The organism is Streptomyces radicis (genome assembly GCF_003626575.1).
Taxonomy (GTDB): domain Bacteria; phylum Actinomycetota; class Actinomycetes; order Streptomycetales; family Streptomycetaceae; genus Streptomyces; species Streptomyces radicis.
Window position 1 is genome coordinate 1 of sequence record NZ_RBDY01000031.1, and the last position, 5,123, is coordinate 5,123.

The 5,123-nt window shown below is 73.5% G+C and carries 1 protein-coding gene; it reads right to left on the reverse strand.

Features of this window, described 5'->3' with window-relative positions; all coding sequences use genetic code 11:
- Window positions 1-5,086, reverse strand: a 5,086-nt coding sequence (locus D7318_RS26990) for a type I polyketide synthase (RefSeq protein WP_120699839.1), incomplete at its 3' end; no start/stop codon positions are given.
- Window positions 5,087-5,123: the final 37 nt, after the last annotated feature.

The window sequence follows — 5,123 nt, forward strand, 5'->3', positions numbered from 1 at the left end:
TCCCCGGCGTCGACATCACCGTCACCCCACCCGCAAGCGCCAACGAGCACTCACCCTGCCGCAACGCCTGCACCGCCAGATGCAACGCCACCAACGACGACGAACACGCCGTATCCACCGTCACCGCGGGCCCCTCAAGCCCGAACACATACGACAACCGACCCGACACCACACTCGCGGCGTTGCCCGTGGCGAGGTGGCCCTCGGCGGTGTCGGCGGCGTTCACCAGGAGCGCGCCGTAGTCGGCGCCGTTGGTGCCGACGAAGACACCGGTGGCGCTGCCGCGCAGCGCGGACGGCGCGATACCGGCGCGCTCGAACGCCTCCCACGAGGTCTCCAGCAGAAGCCGCTGCTGCGGATCCATCGCCAGGGCCTCACGCGGCGAGATCCCGAACAGGCCGGGGTCGAAGTCCCCCGCGCCATCAAGGAACCCACCCTCCGTCGCATGACTGGTGCCTGAGCCGTCACCCGTGAACAGGGCGTCGAGGTCCCAGCCACGATCGGCCGGGAAGGCCCCCACCGCGTCACCGCCCGACGCCACCAGATCCCACAGATCCTCCGGCGAACGCACCCCACCCGGATAACGGCACGCCATGCCCACGATCACAATCGGATCGTCGGTGGTCAACGCCGTGGTGGGCGCGGTGTGTTCGGGTGTCTGGTCGGTTCCGGCGAGCGTGGTCGTGAGGTGTTCGACGAGGATGTCGGCGTTGGGGTAGTCGAAAACAAGGGTCGCGGGCAGGCGGAGCCCGGTCTCCTCGGTCAGCCGGTTCCGCAGCTCGACGGCCGTGAGCGAGTCGAAGCCGAGGTCGCGGAACGCGCGGCCCGCCTCGACCGCCTCGGGTCCGGCGAAGCCGAGCACCGCCGCGGCCTCGGTGCGGACCAGGGTGTCGAGGCGGTGGATCAGCTCGGTGCGGGGCAGGTTCCAGCGGTCGGCGTCGATGGCGGTCCCGGGACCGGCGGGACCCGTGGCCAGGGCGTCGGCCGCCTCGGGGAGGTCGCCGATCAGCGGGCGTGGCCTGGCGGCGGCGAAGGCGGGGGCGAAGACGGACCAGTCGACGTCGGCGATCGTGAGGCAGGCGCGTTCCTCGGCGACGGCCCGCTTGAGGGCCTCGATGGCGAGGGCGGGCGGGAGGGCGCGCAGGCCCCTGCGCAGGAGCTCGGCCTCGGCGCCGGTCTCGGCGGCCATTCCGGCGTCGGCCCAGGGGCCCCAGGCGAGTGAGGTGGCGGCGAGGCCGCGGGCGCGGCGTTGCTCGGCGAGGCCGTCGAGGTAGGCGTTGGCGGCGGCGTAGGCGGCGAGCTCGCCGCTGCCCCAGACGCCTGAGATGGAGGAGAAGAGGACGAACGCGTCCAACTCCCGTTCGCCGAGCAGCTCGTCGAGGTGGGCGGCGCCGGTGGCCTTGGCGGCCATGACGCGGGCGAGGAACGCCGGGTCGGTGGCGTCGAGGAACGCGGCGTCGCCGATGCCCGCGGTGTGGACGACGGCGGTGATGTCGGGGTGGGCGTCGAGGACGGCGGCGAGCGCGGCGCGGTCGGTGACGTCGCAGTCGATGGGGGTGATGCGCGGGTCGGGGTCCGCGGCGGTGCCGCGGCGGCTGAGGGCGATGACCCGTTCGGCGCCGGAGTCGAGGAGCCAGGAGGTGACGGCGGTGCCGAGGGCCCCGGCGCCGCCGGTGACGAGCACGGTGCCGCGTGGGGTCCAGCCCTCGCCGGGGCGGGTGCGGGGCGCGTGGGCGAGCCTGCGGGCGTGGATGCCGGAGGGGCGGATGGCGATCTGGTCCTCGGTTCCGCCGAGGACGGCGGCGAGGGCCGCGAGGGCGCGGTCGTCCGGGTCGGCGGGCAGGTCGATCAACCCGCCGTAGACATCGGGGAGTTCAAGGCCGATGACGCGTCCGTAGCCCCAGACGGCGGTCTGGTCGGGGGCGCGCAGCGGGTCGGAGCGGCCGATGGAGACGGCGCCCGAGGTGACCAGCCAGAGGGGGGCGCCGGGGTGGGCGCGGACGAGGTCGAGGGTGGCGGTGAGGCCGCGGGTCAGCCCCGGGTGGTCGGGGTCGTCTTCGGTGTCGAGGGCGAGGAGGGAGAGGATGCCGCTCAGGTCGTCGGGGGTGGGGAGCGGGTCGAGGCCATCGGTGACGATGGTGTGGACGCCTCGGGCGGTGAGGGCGTCGACGAAGGGTTGACAGGGCCGGTCGGCGACGACGATCCAGGTGCCCGAGGGGGCGCCCGTGGTGGTGATCGGCTTCCATTCAACGTGGTAGCGCCAGGAGTCGACGGTCGAGCGGGCGCGGGTGCGCTGGTGCCAGGTGGCGAGGGCGGGCAGCGCGGGGGTGAGGTCGTCGAGCTGCCCGTGGTCGAGGGTGTCGGCGAGCGGGGTGAGGTCGCCCCGGGTGACGGCCTGCCAGAACGCGGCGTCCTCGGTGTTGCCCGTGGCGGGGTCGGTGGGGGTGACGGTGCTGGGCGTTGGCCAGTAGCGGTCGCGTTGGAAGGGGTAGGTGGGCAGGTCGACGGTGCGGGCGCCCGTTCCGGAGAAGAGGGCCGACCAGTCGGGGTGGATGCCTCGGACCTGGAGGGTGGCGAGGGCGGCGTGGAGCGTTTCGGCCTCGGGGCGGTTCTTCCGCAGGGCGGGCGTGCCGTCGACCAGCGCGGACAGGACGCCGTCGGGGCCGATCTCGAGGAACGAGGTGGCGCCCCGGTCGCGCAGCGACGTGACGGCGTCGTGGAAGCGCACCGCGTCGCGGACATGGCGCACCCAGTACTCGGCGTCGACGGCCTCCGGCTGGCCCGCGACAGGGAGTTGGGCCGGGTGATAGGTCAACGTCCCGGCGACCGCGCGGAATTCTTCCAGCATCGGGTCCATCAGGTGCGAGTGGAACGCATGGCTCACCCGCAGCCGCTTGTACTTCCACCGCTCGGCGACGGCGAGCACGGCCTGCTCATCGCCCGAAAGGACCACGGAGTCGGGGCCGTTGACCGCCGCCAGGTCCACCCCCTCGACCAGCAGCGGCAGCACCTCGGACTCGGGCGCCTGCACCGCCACCATCGCACCGCCCTCGGGCAGCGCGCCCATCAGACGACCACGCGCCGCCACCAACGTGCACGCGTCATCCAACGACAGCACCCCGGCAACGTGCGCCGCGGCGATCTCGCCGATCGAGTGACCGGCAAGGAAGTCCGGCGTGATGCCCCAGGACTCGACGAGCCGGAACAGCGCGACCTCGACCGCGAACAGCGCGGCCTGGGCGTACTCGGTGCGGTTCAGGGCCTCGGCGTCCTCGCCGAACACCACGTCGCGCACCGGCAGTTCGAAGCGCTCGCACACCGCGTCGAACGCCTCCGCGTACACCGGGAACGCCTCGTACAACTCCCGGCCCATGCCGAGCCGTTGACTGCCCTGCCCGGTGAAGAGGAAGGCGAGCTTGCCCGTTGTGGGGGCGCCGGTGATGACGCGGGTGGTGGAGCGGCCGTCGGCGAGGGCGCGCAGGCCGTCCTCGGCGCTCTCGGTGTCGTCGGCGAGGACGACGGCGCGGTGGTCGAGTGCGGCGCGGGTGGTGGCCAACGAGTAGGCGACATCCGCCAGTTGGGCGGCGGGGTCGAGGCGGTCGAGCAGGTGGGCGGCCTGGGCGCGCAGGGCGTCGGCGGTGCGGGCGGAGAGGGTGAGGGGAAGGGTGCGGGGGGCGCCGCCGGTGGTGGGGGCGGGGGCGTTCTGCTCGGCGGGTGCGGCCTCGATGATGGTGTGGGCGTTGGTGCCGCTCATGCCGAAGGAGGAGATGGCGGCGCGGCGCGGGGCGCCGGTCTCGGGCCAGGGCCTGGGGTCGGTCAGGAGGTTGACGTTGCCGTCGGTCCAGTCGACGTGGGGGGTGGGGGCGTCGACGTGGAGGGTGCGGGGCAGGGTGCCGTGGCGCATGGCCATGACCATCTTGATGATGCCCGCGACGCCGGACGCGGACTGGGTGTGGCCCATGTTGGACTTGATCGAGCCGAGCCAGAGGGGGCGGGTGCGGGTGCGGCCGTAGGCGGCGAGGAGGGCCTGCGCCTCGATGGGGTCGCCGAGGCGCGTTCCCGTGCCATGGGCCTCGATGGCGTCGATGTCGGAGGGTGCGAGCCCGGCGTTGGCCAACGCGGCGCGGATGACGCGCTGTTGGGCCGGGCCATTGGGGGCGGTCAGGCCGCTGCTGGCGCCGTCCTGGTTGACGGCGGAGCCGCGGACGACGGCGAGGACGCGGTGGCCGTTGGCCTGGGCGTCGGAGAGGCGTTCGAGCACGAGGACGCCGACACCCTCGCCCCAGCCCGTGCCGTCGGCCGCCGCGGCGAAGGGCTTGCAGCGGCCGTCGGGGGCCAGGCCGCGCTGGCGGGAGAACTCGAGGAACGCGCCGGGGCTGGCCATGACGGTGGCGCCACCGGCCAGCGCCATCGCGCACTCGCCGTTGCGGAGTGCCTGGGTGGCGAGGTGGAGGGCGACGAGGGAGGAGGAGCAGGCGGTGTCGACGGTGGCCGCGGGGCCTTCGAGGCCGAAGGTGTAGGAGATGCGGCCCGAGATGACGCTGGCGGCGTTGCCGGTGGCGAGGTGTCCGTCGAGTTCGTCGGCGGAGGCGATGACCAGGGCGGGGTAGTCCTGGTTGTTGGTGCCGACGAAGACGCCGGTCTGGGTGCCGCGCAGGGTGGTGGGGTCGATGCCCGCGCGTTCGAACGCCTCCCACGAGGTCTCGAGCAGGAGCCGCTGCTGCGGGTCCATGGCCAGGGCCTCGCGTGGGGAGATGCCGAAGAATCCGGCGTCGAAGTCGGCGACGGAGCGGAGGAATCCGCCCTCGCGGGTGTAGGTGGTGCCGGATCTGCCGGGCTCGGGGGCGTAGAGGGTGTCGAGGTCCCAGCCGCGGTCGGTGGGGAAGTCGCCGATGGCGTCGCGGCCTTCGGCGACGAGGTTCCACAGGTCCTCGGGTGTGGCGACGCCGCCGGGGTAGCGGCAGGCCATGCCGACGACGGCGATGGGCTCGGGGTCCGCGTTCTCCAGCTCGCTGACGCGCTGGCGCGCCTGGCGCAGCTCGACGGTCATCCACTTGAGGTGGTCGAGCAGCTTCTCCTCGTTCATGACCGCCTCGCCGTTTCCGCTCGTGCCTTGGTCAGCG